Raw genomic sequence first — 21,163 nt, 5'->3', positions numbered from 1 at the left:
GAGGAACAACCTCAAAGGGCTGATATCAATGAAAGTGGAGTACAAGTCAGTGCGGATATGAGTGGAAATATCTGGAAGATATTAGTCAAACTCGGTGATGAAGTGACAAAAAGACAGCCGCTGATCATTGTAGAAGCTATGAAGATGGAGCTGGTCATTTATGCCCCACATACTGGGCGGATCAAGCGTATCAGTTGCCAGCCAGGTAACACCGTTAGCCCCGGTGATGCGTTGCTGTGGCTGGAATTGGAAAGCATCTGATGTATCAGTGATATCACATATCCCTATTAAATAAGAACACATCCGTTTGGGGTAAAATACGCAACAAGTTGAAATCTCTGAAAATAAATTCTTTGGAAATAAATAAGATGCGCGTATTAAAGATTATTTGCCCTGAATGTGGTGCTAAGGCTGCTATCAGTAAAACCAATCGAAAACACCCTGAAATTGCCGATCTTTACTGTATGTGTTCTGACATTGAATGTGGTTATCGATTCGTCATGAATCTGACTTTTTCGCATACCTTAAGCCCCAGTGCTAAAACTGGCGATAAGTTATTGCAGACTGTGATCAACAACCTTAATCCCCAACAACGCCAAGCAGCATTAGATTTGTTGAAAGTCAGCTCTGCTGCTTGATAGAAAGTCATATTTTATCGAACTCATACCCCTGGGGTGAATTCAGTCACCCCTATCACTCCAGTCAAATAGCCTCAATTTCTTCATACTTACATCTCAATACTTACATCTCATCTCTACTTTGTTTGGTTGTTTAATCATCAATAATTGCTTTATCGGATAATGACGCTATGGGGAGAATCAGATTATCAAGAAAGAAGCATCTTAAATTGCAGATGATTTCGATTTGAATCGGCTATTGAGTTATATCCGAATTTATCAGAACTAAACCAAACCCTTCGCAGCATTTTAATAGATCCGCAATAATACATTTGATTCAAACGGAAGGGGTTATGTGTGAGAACGCATCGGCGAAGGATTGCCACCCGTTTATGAGCTAAGGCAGCTTTTTACCCGTAGTTTTTTTACCCGTAAAGAATGAAAAGATTGAAACTGAAAGCGAGATGTATGAAATGAATAAGTTACAGCAATTAACAACATTTTTACGGGAAAACCTACCAGAACTCACGTGTAAAACGGAATTTACCAGTGAAATGGGAGAAATCCGCTTTATTCAGGCTCAACGGGATTTAGGGTTGGGACAATACCAGATGTTTATCCAAAAGTATAAGGCAGTGATTAAGTGGGAGAATTTTCCACACAGAGAATATGATCCCCGATATATCTCACTGTTAATCAACGCCTGGCTGACAGAACAAAATGATGAATTGAGGGATCGCAATCAGGGACAGGAATGTCCAACTATGACTGTCAAAGTGAATGAAGAAACGGCCATTGTTGTCGTGTCGTTATCACTGTCAGAACCTGTGATTATGCGTGAGGATAAAAACGGTATTGTCCCCTTTGATGGCAAGCGTTGGCTGCTGGCAACCCCTGAAATCTGGTTTGCTGAAAACGGTATTATTCATATTGTGGACGAATCAGGAACACCTGTTGGATAAATCTGACGATGATTAATGGGCAAATTTAAGGAATGCAAGACACATCTGCAACCTTGAACAAATAAAACATAAATAAAGGAATAAATTATGTGGCCACATGTGCAGGTTAACCAAGTTAACCAACTGCAAGGCGAAACCAAGGAAATAGAGCGCGTATTGCTCTTTATTGGGACGGGAAAAACCAACACAGGTAAAACGATCTCTGTAAATACTCAGACGGATTTTGATTCTGTATTGGGTACAACAAATACCGTTTTGAAACGTAACATATTGGCGGCGATGGCAAACGCAGGACAAAACTGGTCGGGGTATGTCCATGTTTTGCCGGAGTCGGCAGATGAACTGGCCTTTGTTGAAGTGGTAACAGCAGCACAACGTGTTGCCAGTGTAGAAGGATATGTGCTGACAGTTGGTGCAACTAAAGCCGTTATCAAGGCTGCGCAGACTTTGCGGGCAAATACTATTGCTAAATTTGGGCGTTGGCAGTGGGCTATTTTGGCTGTTGAAGGAACACAGCCGAAAGAAACCTGGTCGGATTATGTTACTCGTCTGGCTGATCTGCAAAAAGGAGAAGCAGTTTCATCGATTCAATTAGTGCCATCTCTGTGGGGCAATGAAGCCGGTGTACTGGCTGGCCGTCTGTGCAATCGTGCTGTAACTGTGGCTGACAGCCCGGCACGAGTTCAGACAGGGCCATTGATGGATCTGGGATCAACAGATTTTCCCCTCGATGGTGCAGGGAAGCCGATTGATTTAGCAACACTACAAGCATTGGAAAAATTACGTTTCAGTGTGCCAATGTGGTATCCCGATTACGATGGTATGTATTGGTCAGATGGCCGCACATTGGATGTGGAAGGCGGAGATTACCAGAGTATCGAAAATCTGCGTGTTGTGGATAAGGTCGCACGCCGTATTCGTTTGCAGGCCATCGCTAAAATTGCTGATCGCAGTCTAAACAGTACACCGGGCAGCATCGCAACGCATCAGGCGTATTTCGCCCGTACTTTACGTGAAATGTCCCGTAGTACGGAAATTAATGGTGTGACATTTCCGGGTGAAGTGAAATCACCTCAGGATGGTGACATTGTTATCACATGGCGCAATAAAAACACGGTAGAAATTTATATCACGATTCGCACTTACGAATGCCCGAAAGGGATCACGGCGAGTTTGTTGCTGGATTTGGGAGGGAATTAAATGAGCCAGCGTATTTCCGGCCAGTCGGTCGATTTTAATATGGATGGGGATCTGGTTCATGCGGAAAAGGTCAGTTTGTCCGTTACTGACAATACAGCCGCTGCTCAAACACAGGGCATACCGGATGGTTATATCTCCGGTGATGTAACAGCAGAAGGTGAAATTGAACTCAGTACTAAGTATTTGGATATCGTGACAGCGAAAGCGCGTGCTGCGGGTTCATGGCGCGGTATTCAGCCTGTTGATCTGATGTGGTATGCCAAAGCAGGAAATGAGGAAATGAAAGTCGAAGCTTACGGTTGCAAACTGATCGTGAGTGATATTCTGGATGTTGACCCTAAAGGTGGTAGCGTGATGACACATAAAATTAAATTTGTTGTCACTTCACCTGATTTTGTGCGTATTAATGGTATTCCCTATCTCGAAGCAGAATTAACCCGGAATCTGATCGGGTAAACACAGATATTTATGGAAGAGTATGAGAAAACTTTTATTACATCCGTGTAATTAAGGCGCTCATTGCATCAGGGACGATGTTTATCAAAATAATCGAATAAATTATTAGTGGATAAAATAAAAGAAAGGAATTAAATCATGACCAAAGAAAATAAAATTATTACTTTAATGGTGAGTGGAAATGAAATTAAATTTGAGCCAAATATTGTCGCTTACAATAACATGATTAATGACATGACAATGGACAATAAAATTGTGCCGATTGTAACTTACTTGCGACGTATTGTTCAGTCTGCTTCTAAACCTGCTCTTGATGAACTGTTACAAATTCCGGGTGCAGCAATGCAGTTGGTTGAAAAAATTAATTCCGAATATGCACCAAAACTGGAAATTGAAATAAAAAACTAAATGCACGGGTTAGGGCTATCGACAATAGCTTATTCGAGCAAGCCTTAACTTTGCGTCGTCATTATTTACCAAATGAAAATGATGATACGGAAAATTTAGCCCGTGCAATTTGGTTAGATAATCGATATTGGGAATATACGCGTATTGCAACTGCAAATGGAATTGCATTGGCATTAAAAGGTGAGCCATGAGTCAGCTCGATTTTATATTAAATCTAATCAATAAGGTTACAGAACCACTTGATCGTATAAAAAATGCAGTCTCTGGCGTTACAGAGGAATCACAAAAGGCATTTGGCAAAATTTCGGCGGGTGGGAAAACAATCGCTGACTCGTTCTGGTCAACGCATAGCTTCCTAGAGCCAGCCATTCAAATGGATGATGCCCTGCAATCAGCCTCATTACAGGGAATTGATAGCAGCGTTATGGCAAAAATCGCCAAAGATTCTGTCACCTTTAGCTCACAATATGGCAAATCAGCCATTGAGTTTGTGAAATCAGCGACGGAAATTAACAAGGCAGTACAAGGGCTGGAGCAAACGGAATTGCCCCAGATGACCAAAATTGCCAATACCACCGCCGTTGCTTTGAAAACTAGCTCAACAGATGCGGCAAATTATATGGGGAAAATGTTTGATCTGTTCTCCGATCATGCCGAGTCAGTAGGACATCTTCAATTTGCTGAGGAGCTATCAGGCAAGGCTGTTTTTATGGCGCAGACATTCGGCACCAGTATGCCCGAAATGACACAGATGCTGGAAAATACCCGTAAAGCAGGAACAGATTTTGGTGTGGGGATAGATGAACAGTTGGCTGTATTGGGGCAGTTACAGAGTACGTTGGGAGGCGATGCCAGCCGCGCTTATGAGACATTCTTATCCGTCGCAACGGGTGGTGCGAAAAGTCTGGGACTGAGTTTTGTTAATGCTTCCGGCCAGATGCTTTCCATGCCGGAAATGCTGCAACAACTTCAGGCCAAATATGGCACAAGCATCGAAGGTAATCTGAAAGCTCAGGCTGAGATTGAAGCGGCATTTGGTGACTCTGCTGTAGTAGTCAAAGCGCTTTTCAACGATGTTGATGTGTTAAACAAGAACATGGCTGCATTAGGTGCAAATGATGGGATGGAACGTACCCGCGAAATGGCAGCACAGATGGCTGATCCGTGGGAACGGCTACAGGCAATCTGGCAAAACCTGCATATTCTGATTGGTTCAGCATTATTGCCTGTTATAAAACCCCTGGTTAACCGACTCGCCGATACCAGCCAGGTATTGGTGCGCTGGATGAAATTGTTCCCCAATATCGCTCGTTGGGTTGGGTATATCACGCTTGTGATTATGAACTTTGCCGTTGTGGGGGCTGTCGCCAATATAGTGATGGGGGTGTCCCGGTTTATTTGGTTGGGGCTTAAAGGGATCTGGGTTGCCTGTACGCTGGTGATGAAACTGTGGACGGCGGCAGTATGGCTGTGTAACGGGGCGATTATCGTCTGGAATGCCACCTTGCGCATATTGCGCGGGGTTTTAGTGGCGATCAGGATTGCCGCTTTCTTGGCGGGGTTGTCATTCAGCTTTATGTCATGGCCCATATTACTGATTATCGCTGCGATTGCCTTGCTGGCTGTTGGCATTTACCTGTTGATTAAGCACTGGGATGCCATTAAAGCCGCCATTATGAACACTGCTGCCTTTAAGGTTGTGGCAGCTTATGTGAAATGGGTCGGAGGCATTTTTGGCGCGGTCTGGGACTGGATTGCTGAGGGCTGGAATAACCTGTGTAACTGGTTCAGCAGCTTTTCACTGGCCGATACTTTTTCCAATATGGTGGACAGTGTCAGCAATTTGTTCAGCGGATTATGGGACTGGCTGAAAACGTCATTCGCGGGGATCTATAACAGCATTGTTGAGAAGTTAAACCACATTCCGGGCGTGAGTATTGAAACAATGGAAGTGCAGAAGACTCTCGTTGAACCTGTAACCAAAGCCGCTGTGCCTAATACAGGCATCGGAGAAAAAACACAAAAGATGTTGGCTCAATCCAATGGATTGTTGCAGGACCAGCCGCAAGCGCTCGTTCAGCCTGTCAACGCGATTAAGCCACTTGAAACCGGGAATGTTTTAACTGGCGGGAAAACGCAAGGGATTGGAAGGCAGGGGCTGATGAAGTCAGTGACATCAAATTCACAGACTATTAATGATAACAGCCGCCGTATTGAAAGTGTGACATTCAATGTTTCCAATAGCATGACGCCGGATCAATTTACGGAATGGGAACACGTGGCCTATGGATGAGCCTAAATATATTGATTTGTTAATTAGTGAGCGTGATTTCACGCTTAATTCTGGGAATGAACCGCATTTCTGTAATAACCGAGTCTCTATTGGACAGGATTGTGTTCACGCGATTATTGAAAGTGGCTTGGCAACAAACTTAATTGCTGAACGCAGTCCGACATTACGCGCGGATATTCAGACTCAAATGGTGATTCTAATCGAAAATGATGAACGGATTATTCCGGGCACCGTCAGCATCAATGAAGAATCACCGACCAAATTATGGATCACGGCAGAAACCTACGATTTTGGCCGTATTGATGTGAGTGTGGAAAATGGACACTAAACCAACGATGGATTATGAAAAGGTACTGCGTGACAGCGGGATGCCAACCACGGAGGCCGATATCAGCAAGGCGTTTGCCAACGTGGTCGATGAGGCGGGGCTGGTTACCAACACCTCGCGTATGTCCCCGTTCTGGCGACTGATTAACACCCTTGTCACGCGCCCGGTGTTGTGGCTCAAAGATGCATTAATCAACGTGACGCTGAAAAATATGTACTTAGCCACGGCATCGGGTTCATGGCTGGATATGTTCGCCTGGGGCGTCAACCTGAAACGCAAGCCTGCTTCTGCCGCACAGGGCGTGATCCGTTTTTATAAAGCGGCGGGGGTTTCGGCAGTGACGGTGCCAGCAGGAACGGTGATCCAGACCGAGCGTCTTAACGGCGAAATTTACCGGGTCAGCACCACGGAAAGTGTCGTGATAGCCGAAGGGGTCAGCAGTGCCTTGTTGCCTGTCGCGGCCGATGCCGCAGGCGGTGCCTTTAATCTTGCACCCGGTTATTTTCGTATCCTGCCTGTAGCCGTGTCCGGCATTGCACGGGTACAGAATGAAGAAGGCTGGCTGTTAACCCCCGGTGCGGATGCGGAATCCGATGATGATTTACGCGACCGCTGCCGCAACCAATATAACCTCGTCGGTAACTATCATACCGATGCGGTTTATCGGGGCATGATTGCGGCAGTGGCGGGCTTAAGCATTGATCGCATCTTCTTTCTGCATGACGCGCCTCGTGAGGCTGGTACAGCCAATGCCTATCTGTTGTTAGATTCCGGCGTAACCAGTCAGCCCTTTATTGAAGCGGTCAACGATTACATCACCAATCAGGGCCATCACGGGCATGGCGATGATATGCAGTGCCTGCCGATGCCGGAAACCCAGCATGATTTATCGGTCACGCTGTTTGTGGTCAGTCTGGCGAACTACAATCAGGAGCAGATAGCGACCCTGAAACGGGATGTGGAAAACCTGATCCGCTGCGCATTCCGGGAAAACAGTCAGTATGCGGTGAAGAAAACGTGGCCGTACTCGCGTTTTTCCTTTTCCAACTTAGGGCGGGAAATTCACCGTGAATTCAGTGAGATTGAATCCCTGACCTTTTCACTGAGGGATATTCTCAGTGACTTAAGTGTGCCGAGGCTGAAAACGCTCTCAGTGGAGGTAAAGAATGTCTGAGTTTACGGAACGCCTTAAGCGACTGGCCCTGCCCTCATGGATGGATAAGGGCGAACCCGCCAAACTGCTCAATGCAGCACGGGTATTCTGGGCACAGGTTTACGGTTGGCTGACATGGCCACTGGCTCAACTGGACGCCGAAACCTGTACTGAGTCGCTGTTATCGGTACTGGCCTATCAGCGGGATATCCAGCGTTTTAACGGCGAACCGCTGCCCCTGTTTCGCAAGCGGGTGAAGTACGCGTTTATCAACGCCAAAGATGCCGGCAGTATCGCCGGGTTTATTGCCATTTTTGAGCGGCTGGGCGTGGGCTATGTGGAATTGCTGGAGCGTCAGCCGGACATTGACTGGGATGTGATTATCCTGCGTCTCAGTGATAGCCAGATAGCGGCTAACCCCGATTTGCTGATGAATATCATCCGCCAGTATGGCCGCACCTGCCGCCGTTACCGTTTTGAAGTGATAGCCAAAAACCAACTGTTAATGCGGGTGGGTAGCGTGGGTGCTGAATATTACACTTATGCCGCTGCCATCCCGACACAGCCATTATTATTGAAAGTGGGGCATATCGCAGGCGTTGCCGTCTGTGACAGTGCCCGCCTCAAGGAAAGTTCAGCACCGAATATCACCTACGGTGCGTCATTATAAGGAAATAGTATGTCTTCAGTGATCACGACAGACTTTGAAAAATGGAAGACTCAGCAAGTGGCCGCAGGCAATCCTGTGGTACTGGATGAATTTGTTTTCGCGTATCTACCGGATTTAGATCCCGCTCAACCCATCAGCCGCGATGAGAAATTGCCTGCGCAAAGCCAAATCGTACACCGTCAGGCAGTCAATAAAACCGGACTGGCCAGTGAGAACGCGGTGGCTTACAGCGTCACATTAGGGACGGAAGTGGGCAATTTTGATTTTAACTGGATTGGTCTTATTAATAAGGCGTCCGGTGTGATTGGCATGATCACCCATGCGCTGACCCAGAAGAAAATCAAAACCGCCAACGGCTTACAGGGCAATGTGTTAACCCGCTCTTTCCTGCTGGAGTTTGACGGCGCGGCGACAGAAACCGCGATCACCACCACAGCGGAAACATGGCAGATTGATTTTACCGCGCGTTTGACGGGCATTGACGAAATGCAGCGTCTGATTAATACCGACAGTTACGGCGAGGCCGCATTCTTCGGTGACGGCTTTGCCGTGGTACGTCAGGGCGAACAGTACGTTGTGAAAAAGGGGCTGGCCTATGTTGGCGGGCTTCGCGGGATGCTGGAATTTGACCAGACGTTAAACAGCCTGCGCAATACCCGTGTATATGCGGATTTTAGCTATCAGGGTAATTTGGTGAGTCAGTGGAAAACCGTAGTGAAGATTACGGCGTCTGATGAATTGAAAAACTATCTGGATACCGCGGGCTATCCGCATTATATGTTTGCTGTTGCCAGTATTGATGGTGATGGGAATGTGCAGGATTTACGCCCGGCCGGGTCATTGAATGATCGGGATATTGCTGCATTGAATGGTGAGCTTGACAGAGTTAAACAGGACTATGCGACGAAAGTGGCATTATCTGATGGCTTGAATGAGAAACAGCCAAAAGGGGATTATGCGACTAACCCAGCACTCAATGCGGTGAATGATAATGCTAATCGTCGTTTGGCGATACACCTGAACGGGACAGATATTCCTGATAAAAATGCGTTTATTGACAATATTGGTTTACGGGAAACGAAAGAAAGGGCACTTAATTCACTTGATACGCGTACTGGTGGCGGAGTTAATGGCGATGTGACGACAAGAAAGCTGATTACACAATCTTTGATATTGGGTAGTGGGAGTCTGGAAGTTGGCTCACGGGATGCGGCAAGTTTCGAGGGGAATAACATTGAGATCCGCTCATGGTTTGGCGTAGGTTTTAAAACGACATGTGATAATCCAAATAACGTCACCTCAATTTATTTCAACACTCGTGATGGCGACATTGCAACGCAAGGAAATATTACAGCCAATAAGACTATTTCAGCCAAAGGGGATGTTGTTGCCCAGAAAAATATTTCGGCTAAGGGAACAATCAGTGCTGAGGGCGGTTTTGTTGCAGGTAGTGCAGGGTACACTTCATGGGGTGATATTTCGGGTTCAACATGGGGTGGTTGGTTAAGTCACTGGATTAATAACAACTTAGCGAGAAAAAATTCAGCCGTATTGGGTGATGATGGTTGGTTTAAGGATGAATCAACGGGGTTAATTATGCAGTGGGGATCGGCATCGGGTGGTAACCGAAACTTTAATTTTCCAAGAGCGTTTGACGAAAAATGTTTTGCAGTATTGGTCACTCATATACAGGATCTTAAGCAGTAACCGTATATTTTAGATAGAAAAAAGGCTTCATTTATGATCTGATTATCGTCGCCAAACAAATATCAAAAACCACGGATGAAGCCTATGACGATTATTGCTATAAAACACCAGTTAATGCAATTATTCAGTGACGTTTCTTTGAATAAAATAGCCTTTGGCTGTGGGTTCACCCAACGTGTCAGAAATATTGAGCCACGCACGTTGATCCTCAGTCTGATTTCTGCACTCAGTACCGGTAAAATTAACGCCATTGCCCAATTACATCAGAAGTATAACGGCCTATGCCCCGACGCCCAGCAAGTCAGTTACCGGCCTTTTTATAATCAATTACGCAAACCGGCTTTTGAGGCGTTTATTAAAATCATCGTCCGATTTTTTATGGCTCAGTGGGTTGAAAAACAAGTAGCGATACCCCAAAAATTAGCTAAATTCCAAAATGTTATTTTACAAGATGGCAGCTCATTTCAGGTTCATCCTGCTCTCGCTGAAGTCTTTCCTTATCGCTTCAAAACAACCGCTGCCGCCGTTGAATGTCATATAACCATGTCATTATTCAGTCAAACACCAACAGCAATGACCGTCACAGCAGATACCGCAGCGGAACGCGCTTATTTGCCTGCTCCGGCCGAATTGAAGGGACAACTTCTGCTTGCTGATGCGGGGTATCCTGATTTTGACTATTTTGAACAACTCTCGCATTCAGATGCTTCATTTATTGTCAGAGGGAAAAAATCCCTCAATCCCCTGATTGTCGCCGCCCACAATGGACAAGGAAAATTGTTACCTAAACTGGCAGGAAAAAGGTTAAAAACGGTCACGTGCAGAATTCACCGCTCTGAAGTGTTAGATTTGCATTGTCAGCGTAACGGTTATGAATTTCGCATTATCCGCCGTTGGCTTAAGGAGGAAAAACGGTTTTGTATTTGGCTGACGAATTTACCAGCGGAAGAATTTACACCTAATGATGTGATGGATATTTATCGCTGTCGATGGCAGGTCGAGCTGTTATTTAAGGAGTTGAAATCCCACACAAACTGGCAAGGTTTTGCCACCCGGAAAGACTCGTTAGTCACCGGACTTATCTGGTCAAGTCTGCTCACCTTACTGGTCAGACGGACAATGGCAAGACGATTATTTCCGGAGGTTTCCTTACTTAAAGCGGCGCAAAATACGGATATCTGGTTGCGGCCAATAATTGAAAACCTGCTACAAAGGGCATGGTCGGAAACCTGTTTTTGGCTGGAAAAAGCCAAGGATTATTTATGCCGGAATGCCTTCAAAACCCGACAAAGAAAGTCATGTAAAAACAAGACATTGGAAGCGTGTTTTGCAAGGCTTAATTTTTAAGATCCTGTATATGATTGGTCACTAATACAAATGGGCAAGGAAGTCGTATAGATAATGCGTTTGGTTATCCTATCAGCAGAACAGAGTTTTTTGCCGCGACGAAAAATGATGTGGGTGAAGTGAATAACTTTCCTATTGCATGGTGGGCGATAGGGAAATAAGGATAAATAATAAAATGAAAAATAATAAAACAAAACCTATTGGTAATGATGATTATTTTTACAGTGCATCATTAAAAGGTTTTTTTTACAGACCGCAGGAATCAGGAAATTACCCAGATGATCTTCAACCAATTAGTAATGAGCTGTACCAGCAACTGTTTGAGGGCCAGAAAAACGGAAAATTGATTATTGCGAGTGCTAACGGATTGCCCAAACTGAAAGAGGTTCCGCCACCAACGCCCGAAGAGCTACAACAACAGGCCGAAGCTGTAAAACAGCAGTTACTGAAGAAAGCTGCTGAGAAAATTGGCATTTGTCAGGATGCCGTTGATTTAGAGATTGCCACTGATTTGGAAAAATACGCATTGATAAAATGGCGAATTTACCGTGTGCTGCTGAACCGAACAGATTGTTCCACTGCCCCAGACATTGACTGGCCGGAGCAGCCCGAATAATGCACTGGCAGCGTAAAAGAATGCAACTGTCCCCGAATTTATCGGGGCTCTCTGCCGCCATTGTGCCCGTGCATCCGTTTCTCTACGGCATCGGGCAACAAACCGACAGCGGCAGTTACCTAAGCCCGGCGAACGCCATTGACACGCTGGCCAATAAACTCACGAGGGCAGGCAATATTAACAGTCTGGTGCTGATGGTGTGCGCCAAAACCCATGCTGAATTTATGCAGCAGCTTGCACAGTTTGCGGCGGTGCTGCCGCTGCCTGTGCTGGCACAGGTCAAACGCATGGCAAAGACGGCGGAAAGTCTGGCAACAACAAAAATGCAATTGCCGGGCAAGCTGGGCGGTGGGCTACCGCTGCCGCAACCGCTATCCACTGTGACCAGCCGTCTGGCGGTGAATGCGCAACTGATTGCCAAAGCCAAAGCACAGGCCAGCGCAGGCAGCAGTATCGCGGGGCTAAAATCTCAGTTAACCGCGTTGACCGCTGCCCGGCAGTCGGCCTTGCAGCAAGTCACCGATGCCATGAGCGGGCTGACGGAAAAATCGGCCACGGTCTGGGCGTTCTCTGGGAAAGGGAACGGCGCACATGTGGCAGAAAAGTTACGTAAGAACATCCCCGAACCGGACGCCGTTTACACGCTGGCGATCCTGTTTGCCGGAGACAATATCAGCCCATTAGAAAGGATGCTCCATGAGCCAGATTATCACCCTCGCCCTTGATGGCGAGGCTATCCCGTTAAAAAGCCTGACCGTCACGCCGTCGGTGATGTTTCAGGATCAAGACCAGAGCGGCCAGTCTTCCAGTACCGCCGTGGCTGAACAGGGCATCAAGCCGAAAGAACTGCGCATCACGGGCATTATTCCCTTTTCTGAACAGAAAACCCTGTCGCGCCTGTTTGCTTTGGCGGAAGCCAAAGACAATGGCAACCTGAAACGCTACCGGGTGGCCAACCTGACCGCACAGGCTATCAATTTTCGTATTGGTACTTTTACGGGTACGATTGATGCCAGTAAGGTGGACGGCAAACAGGCATGGCAGGTGACGTTTACCTTGCGGGAGCATTTATCGGTGGCAGAAAAACGCGATGCCCGTGCAACCGACTCTATTCAGGCGAAAAAACAAACCGGACAGGGTGGCTCGAAAGCCGGGGAAGACCCGGAAAAGTTAAGCTGGTTTGAACGCAAGGTATTGAAACCGATTAACGACGGTATCGGAGACGCAAGCGAATGAAATCCATCCAGCGACTCTACTTATCTGGCGATAAGGTTCATGTGGTCGATGCCAATCTCATGCTGGAATTGTCCGCCTGTGGCCGGGGCTTTATCACGGCAGAGACGACCACCGATTACACCGGGAAACTGGTGCGCCTTGATGTGGGCTATACAGATTTGGTGCTGCGCTGGTTTACGGGGTATGTGGAACGTTCACAGCCTGCCCAGAACGGTTACCAACGCCTGTTTGTGCGTGAACTGGTCGGCGTGTTTGATCGCCCGTGGCCGTGTTCGTTTCAGCACCCGACGTTACGCCAGATGGTAGCGTGGTTGCAGGAACACAGTGGCCTGACGTTCACGCTACCAGATGCCCCCTATACTGATAAACCCATCCCGCACTATACCCATAATGGCACGGGCTGCCAGTTATTGGGCAGTCTGGGCCCGCTTTTTGCCATTGACGATTATCTCTGGCACCAGTTACCAGATGGTTCGGTGTATCTGGGTAGTTGGGCACATTCGATGTTTGCTGAAAAGCCTGTCGAAATCCCGAATGAATTCAGCCAGAGCCAGTCGGCAGGCAATACCATGACCATTCCCATGATCCAATCCTTGCGCCCCGGCTTTGTGGTCAATCAGCAGCGGCTGACCAAAGTCAATCTGATGAATGAAAACATGAGCATCACGTGGCAGCCGAAAGGTCAGACGGAGAATAAAACCCCTGTTCAGCGTCAGATTGATGCCGCTTACCCGGAATTATCGGCGGGCACACACCTGCCCAAATTCGCCCGTATTGAAGCACACACCGAAAACACCGTCAGCGGCGATATTTCTGATCCGTTCCGCCCGCGCTATGCGGTCGATGTGCAATTGCTGGATGATAACGGCAAAGACGCCGCTGCCCCGGTTTATCGTGCCGTACCGCTCCCCTTGCCAATGGCAGGTGCTGAATCGGGTATGTTCCAGTATCCGCCTGTTGGCACCGTGGTTGAAATTGCCTTTGAAGGCGGGCGACCGGATAAGCCGTTTATCCGCCAGACCCTAAGTCAGGGCAATACCCTGCCGGATATCAAACCCGGTGAACAATTGCAGCAACAGCGGGCGGAAGTCTCGCAGCGCGTGACGCAGGAAGGGAGCTGGATACGCCAGACTGACCAGACGATTAATGAATCGTCCATGCACCGTGAAATCAAGGCCGACACCGAAACCCGCACCGTGGTGGCACGGGATACCACGATTCAGGCCACAGATAAAACGCTGGTGTTAGGTACATCAACCCTACTGGCAGGGGCTGTTCAGCAGGTGGCTGATGGTGATTACAGTTTGGCCGCATCCAGCAATTACCTTGCCAGTGTGGGGAAAGATGCCAATGTAGAAGTGGGGCAAACGCTGATTGAGAAAATCGGCCTGCTGAAACAGAGCATTGCAGGCGTTAAACAGGAAATTGTTGCCCCTGTCGTCTGGGTGGGCAGCCAGCAACTGAACGTCATGACATTGATGTTAGAGACGCTGGATGTGGTCAGGGAACTGGCCGAACTGACCGCCGTCCATACCCATCACAACACAGGCACCCCGGAGAACGCCAGCGCCATTAAAGGTACAGCCCATAAATCGGATGAGCTGAAACAGAAGTATTCGCCTGTGATTGGCTGAATATCGTTTATTTGTGTGATATTTTGTACGCCATACCATAGGTTGATATTTAATGCTATAGGTATTAGACTGATGATGTTAGTTGAAGAGTAACGCGCTTTGACCGAGGCTACCAACCTTGGTTAGCACAAAACAGATATCCCTTCTTAAGGGAAATACAAAAAAGCCAACCTCACCCGTTGGTTTTTTTGTATTTACTGACTCATTATTTTAATTGATTGAATCATCTGAAAATCATCCTATAATCTACGGCTGTTAGTTGAATAAGCGTAATGACCTTAACCTTAAAAGAGTAAGGAAATGGAATTCGGTGTCTTGTAAGTTTTACAGGACTTATCAAAGCCCTGACTGAATACAGGTGGTGCTGGTTCAGTGCCTCGGTCAGAGCGCGTTACTCTTCAACTAACACTGATGAGAACCAACCGGACAGGCAGTGTAAAGGCAAAGGTTGGGGAAATCGCGCTCCTTAAATAGGAGTCAGCGGATGAAAGCATTCAAGGCCTTTATTGACACTGCTATCATCGTTCTCAAGGCGTTAGTTGCGCTTTTAGAATTGATCCGTGCATTTCTGTAAGAAATAACGGAAACGTAGATAAGGCCATCGGGTTAACCACTCTGTGGCCTTTAACATTTCTAGCGTACCCTCAAAAACGCTACCAGACGTACACAGCACCGTTCCCTCCTCAATTCACTCTCGGCTACGGTTCATTTGGATTTGCGTTACTGCATCGCGCTCACGCCGCACAATCCCCACGAAATAAACGTCAACCTGACGTAAAACGCACTACACCGCACCCGCCTGCACGTTTTAGATCAAAAAATTATTTCAGTTTTCAAATCCTACAAAGGGAATAGCCAGAGCGCACCATAACTGGCGGTGTGGGAAAAATCCCAAACTGAAAGGAGTGAAAAGATTTTCAGGAAATTTCAGTTTTTGGATCAAGGGAGGATCGCGGAGAAAAATTTCAATGCAATGATATTAAAGAGAAAATTGTATTTTACGTGGGAGGTTAGATCACGGTGGCAAGCTAGCGAACATTTTAGAATAGAGTAGCCATGCGGTTTTGTGCTGATAAGGAAACTGAAATCAATTGAATCGGTAAAGATATTTTCCGTGGCAGAATTTTTTTTCCGGTTTGGTTTGTTTGGTTGAAAAACAATCTTGCTTTATATGTCAGCGAACGTAGCGCAGGGGCACTAAATTTTTCTCAGGGGACAAAAAAGGGACACCGACTAATAGACATAAAAAAACCACTCGTGTTTGAGTGGTCTATCTTGCTGATTTTACAGCTTAAATTTGGTGGCCCCTGCTGGACTTGAACCAGCGACCAAGCGATTATGAGTCGCCTGCTCTAACCACTGAGCTAAGGGGCCGTTGAAGTGGGAGGATTATACGGTACTGTGTGGCACTAGGTCTAGTCCTCAAAATTCATATGCGCGTTTTATAGACAAAAATCAGTGCCTTTTAATGTATTTAAACTATTTATAGTCACTATAAAATATTTTTTAGTGATACTGATTGCTTTTTTGATAAATTTCTCTGGTTATTTATTGTGTCTTGATTATTGTTTGAACATAAAAATATTTGTTGGTTATGTTTTGTGTTTTTTTAATTTGAAACCGTTCTTATGTTTTCCTGTAAAAATATTTTCGTAATTCAAATATGAGCATATACAGCTTATCAGAGGCTGTTTTGGCCCATCGAAAACTGGAAGATTATTTCTTCTCGTCTATCAGCCGAATGTATCAACATATCGGCACTGGGGTTCGAGCCTATGTAACAGGTGTTGAAACTGATGCATTAAATTTTTTGCTGGTGGTAGATGAACATAAACAAACCGCAGAAGAGCTAAAAACAGGGATTCGGTTACTTGATGAGAAAACGAATGTTCCGTTTTTGATTGTTACCGCAGTGCCAGGTAGTCAGGTTTTAGCGGTTATCCAGCAGGCTGGGTTTGTGTTTGATCCTGATAGCATAACTACCGTCATGCAGCTCGATTTGATGAATTGGCATATGGCGGATGAGGGTGTTGAAGGATATGAAATCCGGTGTGTTGACCATTGTTTGATTGATTGGGCTATTCCGGTAGAAAGTGCATTTGAAATAGGTCATTTTATTTCCGGACAGTATCAGCAATGTCATCAGATGGCATTGAATGCTGGAAAATGTCTGCAACATTACGCCCTGTATGTAGATGATCAGCCAATCTGTACCCTAACTTTATCAAGGCTGGACAATATCATCCGTCTTGATGATATCGGTACAGTGAAGGAAAAGAAGAGAAGGGGATATGCTTCTGCTTTGATTAATTATGTACTGAAAGAAGCTAAGCTGCATAACGCGACTATGTGTTATCTGGAGGCTTCGCGTGATGGAAATGGCTTATATCGTCGCATCGGTTTTAAACCATTATTTGAATGTCAGGGATTTATTCGTGAAAAGAAGGCTACGTATGAATAATAAAAAAGCGTCTGCCGGAACAGACGCTTTTCAGGTTTTTCAGCAGAGCCCTTGATTAGTCGTCAAGGAAGCTGCGCAGTACTTCTGAACGGCTTGGATGACGCAGTTTGCGCAAAGCCTTAGCCTCAATCTGACGAATTCGCTCACGGGTTACGTCAAATTGTTTACCAACTTCTTCCAGTGTATGGTCAGTGTTCATATCGATACCAAAACGCATACGCAGAACTTTCGCTTCACGTGCAGTTAAGCCTGCCAACACATCGTGGGTAGCAGAACGCAGGCTTTCTGAAGTGGCAGAATCCAGCGGCAGCTCCAATGTGGTATCTTCAATGAAATCACCGAGATGTGAATCTTCATCATCTCCAACTGGTGTTTCCATGGAAATGGGTTCTTTGGCAATTTTTAGTACCTTGCGGATCTTATCTTCTGGCATCAGCATACGTTCTGCCAGCTCTTCCGGTGATGGTTCACGTCCCATTTCCTGTAGCATCTGACGGGAAATACGATTGAGTTTGTTGATCGTCTCAATCATATGTACAGGAATACGGATGGTACGGGCCTGATCCGCAATAGAACGGGTAATAGCCTGACGGATCCACCATGTAGCATAAGTTGAGAACTTATAACCACGACGGTATTCAAACTTATCAACCGCTTTCATCAGGCCGATATTACCTTCCTGGATCAGGTCAAGGAATTGCAGACCACGGTTGGTATATTTCTTGGCAATCGAAATAACCAGACGTAAGTTTGCTTCAACCATTTCTTTCTTCGCACGGCGGGCTTTTGCTTCACCGATTGACATGCGACGGTTGATATCTTTGACTTGATCAATAGTTAAGCCGGTTTCTTCTTCAATCTGACGCAGCTTTTGCAGGCTACGCATGACCTCTTCTTCAACTTCCAGCAGTTTATCAGACCATGGTTTGTTCATCGCTTTTGCAGCAGTAAACCATGTATCATTCGTTTCATTACCAGAAAACAGAGTGATGAAGTTTTTCTTCGGCATTTTGCTCTGTTCAATACACATCTTCATGATTTGACGTTCTTGAAGACGTACGCGATCCATCATGGAACGCATATTATTAACCAAGTAATCAAACTGTTTTGGTACAAGACGGAATTGCTTGAATACTTCGGACAGTTTTAAAATTTCCGCTGCAGTATTTGGATGGCTGCGACCGTATTTTTTGATTGTCTGACGGGTAGTTTCATGTTGTTCACGCAGCTCCAGAAATTTCTGGCGAGCCAGTTCTGGATCGATGCTGTTATCGTCTTCACTGTCAGTATCGTCATCGTCATCGTCATCATCGTCAGAATCATTAAGCTCTTCCTGAGGAAGTTCAGAACCAACGTGAGTAGCTGTCGGTGCAAGATCTTCTTCTGCATTAGGATCAACGAATCCTGTGATTAAATCAGACAGGCGGCTTTCACCTGCTTCAACAAGGTCATACTGCTCTAACAGGTAGGTAATAGCTTCAGGGTATTCGGCAACGGAGCACTGTACTTGGTTGATGCCATCTTCAATGCGTTTTGCAATGTCAATCTCACCTTCGCGAGTCAGTAGCTCAACTGTACCCATTTCACGCATGTACATGCGAACCGGATCGGTAGTACGACCGATTTCTGACTCGACACTGGATAACACTTGCGCTGCTGCTTCTACAGCATCTTCATCGGTGTCGTTTGTGTTTTCTGCCAACATGAGATCATCGGCATCAGGTGCCTCTTCCATTACCTGGATGCCCATGTCATTGATCATTTGGATGATATCTTCTATCTGATCAGAATCGACGATATCTTCCGGCAGATGGTCATTGACCTCAGCATAGGTCAGATAGCCTTGCTCCTTACCTCGTGTGACAAGTAGCTTTAGCTGTGACTGCGGGTTTTGCTCCATAAGACGGTATCCACACTTCAGAGTATTGGTTGGTGTCGGTCGGCGAAACAAATTATGCCAACAATAACATTTAGGGGCATTTTCGTTATATTGCCACTGCCCTCAATAGCGGCAATCGTAGGGTTATCTCCCTACCTCATTCGGCATTTAAGCCGTAAATTTTGTATCTATGATCCGAATTTTAATTCAGAGTCTGTTTTACTTGGCTGTCTTCAGCCACTCAGTTTCAGAAAATTAATTTTATCAAACCATGTTACACATATAGAATTGGATCAGATCTGTCAGGTAACACAGCCCTAATTGAAATAACATTTATTATCTTTTGGCTCCGGATTCTGTGATTAACCGGACTTCTTCACGTTCTTCTGGGGTCAGTCCTTCTGTTCTCTCTTTGGCAATCAAAAAATTGAAACGCTCATCCAGAGCTGATGCAAAAAGATGATTCAACGCATCACTAAACGTTTTTTCAGCAATTTCTTCTATCTGTATATCGTTCCATGCGGCGAGTTTTTCAAGCTGTTTTGCGTACTTATTGTCGCGATATTGCTCCAAAAGCTGCCCGGTTGTTAAGCCTGGTTGGGCAAGGCATGTGTCGACGAGCTCTATAAATAACGGTAATCCCGCTATCTGAGCAGAAAACATTCCCTGTAATGAAGGAACTAATGTCGCTAAATGCGGATTTTGCACCAGCAATGCGATAAGTATGCGCATTGTTGTTGGTTTCAGTTTTAGCGCCTGATATGTATTGGTATCTTTTTTGACAAGTTTTGCCAGAGATCGTTCCAATTGTGTCGTATCAGGTATGCCCAGTAGTTTCCCAAGTTCTTTAAGCAGATAGAGCCGCAACGCTTCTCCCGGAACCTGACTAATCAATGGCATAGCAAGTGAATTAAGCTTGGTTGCACCTTCCGGGGTACTCAAATCAACCTGTGGTAGCAGTGAATCGAACAGAAACTCAGATAAGGTTTGTGCCTTTTCCATTCTCTGTTCAAAAGATTCACGCTCTTCTTTACGGATCAGTGAATCCGGATCTTCACCATCAGGCAAGAACATAAAACGTAATTGCCGGCCATCATTCAGATAGGGTAGTGCTGTTTCCAGTGTTCTCCATGCAGCATCACGACCTGCACGGTCTCCATCGTAACAACAGATGACGTTATCGGTTGTCCGGAAAAGTAACTGAATGTGCTCGGCAGTTGTGGATGTTCCTAGCGAAGCCACGGCATAATCAATGCCAAACTGAGCCAGCGCGACAACATCCATATAACCTTCAACCACCAATAGCCTTGAAAGGGAATTGTGGTTTTGCTGTGCTTCATAAAGGCCATATAACTGGCGGCCTTTATGAAAAATCTCTGTTTCCGGTGAATTGAGGTATTTGGGAAGTGTATCTCCCAGTACTCTGCCACCGAATGCAATAACGCGACCCCGGCGATCACGGATAGGGAACATAATACGTTCACGAAAACGGTCATAAGTACGACCATTGTCATTCGTGACCAGCATTCCGGCGTCGTTTAACTGCTTGTGGTCTTCGGCGTTATGGGCAAACCGTTTCAGGGCATTATCCCACCCCGCTGGAGCGAAGCCGATTGCAAAACGCTGAATGATTTCTTCACTGAGTCCGCGCCTGGCCAGATATTGCCGGGCTGCCTGTCCGTTTGGTATTGTCAGTGAATGTTGATAGAAACTGTTTAGTTTATCCATCAACTGATAGAGATTTTGTCGTTGGTGGCGCTCAATATGACCGCCGCCAGAACTTGCTTCATAAGGGACTTCCAGCCCGTGCATAGCAGCCAGCTCTTCAATGGATTCGACAAAGTCTAACCTGTCATAATTCATTAAAAAATCAATGGCATTACCATGCGCCCCACAACCGAAGCAATGATAGAACTGTTTATCGCCATTAACAGTAAATGAAGGAGTTTTTTCGTTATGAAAAGGACAACACGCCTGATGGTTTTTACCTTTCTTTTTAAGAGGCACTCTGACATCGATAAGATCAATGATATCGGTTCTAGCTAATAAGTCATTGATAAATGCGCGTGGAATTCGTCCAGCCATAAGCCCTTTTACGCCTGTTGATGAACGAGAATAAGCCGCGCTTTCTCTGGGAAAGCACGGCCTTTAACTGCAGTAGTTTGTCAATATAACCACTATGCGGATAGACCGCAA

22 protein-coding genes and 1 tRNA gene are annotated in these 21,163 nt (G+C 46.0%); 20 read left to right on the top strand and 3 right to left on the bottom strand.

Features of this window, described 5'->3' with window-relative positions:
• Positions 1-57: 57 nt before the first annotated feature.
• From AAC852_RS20050 to dinQ, 19 genes are all read left to right on the top strand, one after another.
• On the top strand, positions 58-261 hold the full coding sequence (locus tag AAC852_RS20050; protein WP_422824311.1) for an acyl-CoA carboxylase biotin carboxyl carrier protein subunit: 204 nt from the start codon (positions 58-60) through the stop codon (positions 259-261).
• A 107-nt stretch (positions 262-368) separates the two neighbouring features.
• Complete coding sequence (locus AAC852_RS14705) at positions 369-638, top strand: Ogr/Delta-like zinc finger protein (RefSeq protein WP_340621652.1); 270 nt, start codon at positions 369-371, stop codon at positions 636-638.
• Positions 639-1,090: 452 nt separating this feature from the next.
• The gene (locus tag AAC852_RS14700) at positions 1,091-1,579 is read left to right on the top strand and encodes a phage tail protein (protein WP_340621651.1); all 489 of its coding nucleotides are present in this window, start codon (positions 1,091-1,093) and stop codon (positions 1,577-1,579) included.
• A gap of 84 nt (positions 1,580-1,663) precedes the next feature.
• Positions 1,664-2,779, top strand: coding sequence for a DUF2586 domain-containing protein (locus AAC852_RS14695; RefSeq protein WP_340621841.1), 1,116 nt, complete (start codon positions 1,664-1,666; stop codon positions 2,777-2,779).
• Positions 2,780-3,235 (top strand): DUF2597 family protein, encoded by a 456-nt coding sequence (locus tag AAC852_RS14690; RefSeq protein WP_047679895.1) that lies wholly within the window; start codon positions 2,780-2,782, stop codon positions 3,233-3,235. It begins immediately after the preceding gene.
• Positions 3,236-3,373: 138 nt separating this feature from the next.
• The gene (locus tag AAC852_RS14685) at positions 3,374-3,643 is read left to right on the top strand and encodes a putative phage tail assembly chaperone (RefSeq protein WP_340621650.1); all 270 of its coding nucleotides are present in this window, start codon (positions 3,374-3,376) and stop codon (positions 3,641-3,643) included.
• A 50-nt stretch (positions 3,644-3,693) separates the two neighbouring features.
• Positions 3,694-3,834 (top strand): DUF6890 family protein, encoded by a 141-nt coding sequence (locus AAC852_RS14680; protein WP_169923060.1) that lies wholly within the window; start codon positions 3,694-3,696, stop codon positions 3,832-3,834.
• Entirely contained in the window at positions 3,831-5,936 is a 2,106-nt protein-coding gene (locus AAC852_RS14675) for a phage tail tape measure protein (protein WP_340621649.1), read from the top strand. The genes AAC852_RS14680 and AAC852_RS14675 overlap by 4 nt, the downstream gene beginning before the upstream one ends.
• Positions 5,929-6,264 (top strand): DUF2590 family protein, encoded by a 336-nt coding sequence (locus AAC852_RS14670; RefSeq protein ID WP_340621648.1) that lies wholly within the window; start codon positions 5,929-5,931, stop codon positions 6,262-6,264. Before AAC852_RS14675 ends, AAC852_RS14670 begins: the two co-directional genes overlap by 8 nt.
• Positions 6,254-7,438 carry a baseplate J/gp47 family protein gene (locus AAC852_RS14665; RefSeq protein WP_340621647.1) on the top strand — a complete coding sequence of 395 codons (1,185 nt, stop codon included), beginning with the start codon at positions 6,254-6,256 and terminating at the stop codon, positions 7,436-7,438. The genes AAC852_RS14670 and AAC852_RS14665 overlap by 11 nt, the downstream gene beginning before the upstream one ends.
• Positions 7,431-8,087: a phage tail protein gene (locus tag AAC852_RS14660; RefSeq protein ID WP_340621646.1), complete on the top strand. Its 657-nt coding sequence runs from the start codon at positions 7,431-7,433 to the stop codon at positions 8,085-8,087. The genes AAC852_RS14665 and AAC852_RS14660 overlap by 8 nt, the downstream gene beginning before the upstream one ends.
• 9 nt (positions 8,088-8,096) lie before the next feature.
• Positions 8,097-9,794: a phage tail-collar fiber domain-containing protein gene (locus AAC852_RS14655; RefSeq protein ID WP_340621645.1), complete on the top strand. Its 1,698-nt coding sequence runs from the start codon at positions 8,097-8,099 to the stop codon at positions 9,792-9,794.
• Between the two features lie 84 nt (positions 9,795-9,878).
• Positions 9,879-11,141, top strand: coding sequence for an IS4 family transposase (locus AAC852_RS14650; RefSeq protein WP_340620463.1), 1,263 nt, complete (start codon positions 9,879-9,881; stop codon positions 11,139-11,141).
• A gap of 14 nt (positions 11,142-11,155) precedes the next feature.
• A complete protein-coding gene (locus AAC852_RS14645; protein ID WP_340621644.1) occupies positions 11,156-11,302 on the top strand; it encodes a hypothetical protein in 147 nt (48 codons plus the stop codon).
• A gap of 14 nt (positions 11,303-11,316) precedes the next feature.
• Positions 11,317-11,757, top strand: coding sequence for a tail fiber assembly protein (locus AAC852_RS14640; RefSeq protein ID WP_340621643.1), 441 nt, complete (start codon positions 11,317-11,319; stop codon positions 11,755-11,757).
• Positions 11,757-12,482, top strand: a complete 726-nt coding sequence (locus AAC852_RS14635) for a hypothetical protein (protein WP_340621642.1) — start codon at positions 11,757-11,759, stop codon at positions 12,480-12,482. The genes AAC852_RS14640 and AAC852_RS14635 overlap by 1 nt, the downstream gene beginning before the upstream one ends.
• On the top strand, positions 12,454-12,993 hold the full coding sequence (locus AAC852_RS14630) for a baseplate complex protein (RefSeq protein ID WP_340621641.1): 540 nt from the start codon (positions 12,454-12,456) through the stop codon (positions 12,991-12,993). Before AAC852_RS14635 ends, AAC852_RS14630 begins: the two co-directional genes overlap by 29 nt.
• A complete protein-coding gene (locus AAC852_RS14625; protein ID WP_340621640.1) occupies positions 12,990-14,627 on the top strand; it encodes a hypothetical protein in 1,638 nt (545 codons plus the stop codon). The genes AAC852_RS14630 and AAC852_RS14625 overlap by 4 nt, the downstream gene beginning before the upstream one ends.
• 484 nt (positions 14,628-15,111) lie before the next feature.
• Entirely contained in the window at positions 15,112-15,201 is a 90-nt protein-coding gene (gene dinQ / locus AAC852_RS14620) for a damage-inducible type I toxin DinQ (RefSeq protein WP_340621639.1), read from the top strand.
• Between the two features lie 724 nt (positions 15,202-15,925).
• Here the strand turns inward: dinQ and AAC852_RS14615 are convergent.
• A tRNA-Ile gene (locus AAC852_RS14615) sits at positions 15,926-16,001 on the bottom strand.
• A gap of 319 nt (positions 16,002-16,320) precedes the next feature.
• Here AAC852_RS14615 and AAC852_RS14610 point away from each other — a divergent pair.
• Complete coding sequence (locus AAC852_RS14610) at positions 16,321-17,088, top strand: GNAT family N-acetyltransferase (protein ID WP_340621638.1); 768 nt, start codon at positions 16,321-16,323, stop codon at positions 17,086-17,088.
• 55 nt (positions 17,089-17,143) lie between these two features.
• On the opposite strand, the gene rpoD is transcribed toward AAC852_RS14610, so the two are convergent.
• Complete coding sequence (gene rpoD, locus AAC852_RS14605; RefSeq protein ID WP_340621637.1) at positions 17,144-18,988, bottom strand: RNA polymerase sigma factor RpoD; 1,845 nt, start codon at positions 18,986-18,988, stop codon at positions 17,144-17,146.
• Positions 18,989-19,303: 315 nt separating this feature from the next.
• A complete protein-coding gene (gene dnaG / locus AAC852_RS14600; protein ID WP_340621636.1) occupies positions 19,304-21,052 on the bottom strand; it encodes a DNA primase in 1,749 nt (582 codons plus the stop codon).
• Positions 21,053-21,163: the final 111 nt, after the last annotated feature.

Source organism: Xenorhabdus siamensis (assembly GCF_037996745.1).
Taxonomy (GTDB): Bacteria; Pseudomonadota; Gammaproteobacteria; order Enterobacterales; family Enterobacteriaceae; genus Xenorhabdus; species Xenorhabdus indica.
This window is presented reverse-complemented; position numbering and strand designations above follow the sequence as displayed.

What these genes read in the sequence shown, in the direction of transcription:
- AAC852_RS20050 (WP_422824311.1), top strand. Translation starts at nt 58, where the DNA reads ATGAGTGGAAATATCTGGAAGATATTAGTCAAACTCGGTGATGAAGTG.
- AAC852_RS14705 (WP_340621652.1), top strand. Translation starts at nt 369, where the DNA reads ATGCGCGTATTAAAGATTATTTGCCCTGAATGTGGTGCTAAGGCTGCT.
- AAC852_RS14700 (WP_340621651.1), top strand. Translation starts at nt 1,091, where the DNA reads ATGAATAAGTTACAGCAATTAACAACATTTTTACGGGAAAACCTACCA.
- AAC852_RS14690 (WP_047679895.1), top strand. Translation starts at nt 2,780, where the DNA reads ATGAGCCAGCGTATTTCCGGCCAGTCGGTCGATTTTAATATGGATGGG.
- AAC852_RS14685 (WP_340621650.1), top strand. Translation starts at nt 3,374, where the DNA reads ATGACCAAAGAAAATAAAATTATTACTTTAATGGTGAGTGGAAATGAA.
- AAC852_RS14675 (WP_340621649.1), top strand. Translation starts at nt 3,831, where the DNA reads ATGAGTCAGCTCGATTTTATATTAAATCTAATCAATAAGGTTACAGAA.
- AAC852_RS14670 (WP_340621648.1), top strand. Translation starts at nt 5,929, where the DNA reads ATGGATGAGCCTAAATATATTGATTTGTTAATTAGTGAGCGTGATTTC.
- AAC852_RS14665 (WP_340621647.1), top strand. Translation starts at nt 6,254, where the DNA reads ATGGACACTAAACCAACGATGGATTATGAAAAGGTACTGCGTGACAGC.
- AAC852_RS14660 (WP_340621646.1), top strand. Translation starts at nt 7,431, where the DNA reads ATGTCTGAGTTTACGGAACGCCTTAAGCGACTGGCCCTGCCCTCATGG.
- AAC852_RS14655 (WP_340621645.1), top strand. Translation starts at nt 8,097, where the DNA reads ATGTCTTCAGTGATCACGACAGACTTTGAAAAATGGAAGACTCAGCAA.
- AAC852_RS14650 (WP_340620463.1), top strand. Translation starts at nt 9,879, where the DNA reads ATGACGATTATTGCTATAAAACACCAGTTAATGCAATTATTCAGTGAC.
- AAC852_RS14640 (WP_340621643.1), top strand. Translation starts at nt 11,317, where the DNA reads ATGAAAAATAATAAAACAAAACCTATTGGTAATGATGATTATTTTTAC.
- AAC852_RS14635 (WP_340621642.1), top strand. Translation starts at nt 11,757, where the DNA reads ATGCACTGGCAGCGTAAAAGAATGCAACTGTCCCCGAATTTATCGGGG.
- AAC852_RS14630 (WP_340621641.1), top strand. Translation starts at nt 12,454, where the DNA reads ATGAGCCAGATTATCACCCTCGCCCTTGATGGCGAGGCTATCCCGTTA.
- AAC852_RS14625 (WP_340621640.1), top strand. Translation starts at nt 12,990, where the DNA reads ATGAAATCCATCCAGCGACTCTACTTATCTGGCGATAAGGTTCATGTG.
- dinQ (WP_340621639.1), top strand. Translation starts at nt 15,112, where the DNA reads ATGAAAGCATTCAAGGCCTTTATTGACACTGCTATCATCGTTCTCAAG.
- rpoD (WP_340621637.1), bottom strand. Translation starts at nt 18,988, where the DNA reads ATGGAGCAAAACCCGCAGTCACAGCTAAAGCTACTTGTCACACGAGGT.
- dnaG (WP_340621636.1), bottom strand. Translation starts at nt 21,052, where the DNA reads ATGGCTGGACGAATTCCACGCGCATTTATCAATGACTTATTAGCTAGA.